We start from the raw sequence: 331 nt of genomic DNA on the forward strand, positions 1-331 counted from the left end.
ATTTCTCCTTTTTCAGTAGTTAACTGAACGATCACAGGGAATTCCTGCACCCCCTGAAGGTTTACAACTAGATTACCCAGATCTGACAGAGCGGGCGTTCTAAAAGAGGACCTAATAGTGTCATTCTCTCTTCCGAAGAAATCTGTAAAAGCCCCCGGTAGCACAGTGAGACGGTAATTTTGACGCTCATTCTTTTCAAAAGAGATCGAATATTGATTTGTCCAGTTGTTATATGCTGCCGTGAACTTTACCGGTAAGGTGTCAATATCTGTGATCCTGACTAGAGAATCATTTACTGCAATTAAGGGTACATTGGGAATTATTCTTATGT

The 331-nt window shown here is 40.8% G+C and carries 1 pseudogene; it reads right to left on the bottom strand.

Annotation, left to right across the window (positions count from 1 at the left end):
- Positions 1 to 331: pseudogene (locus HC175_RS21905) on the bottom strand (hypothetical protein); the annotation flags it as partial.

Source organism: Salinimicrobium oceani (genome assembly GCF_012037645.1).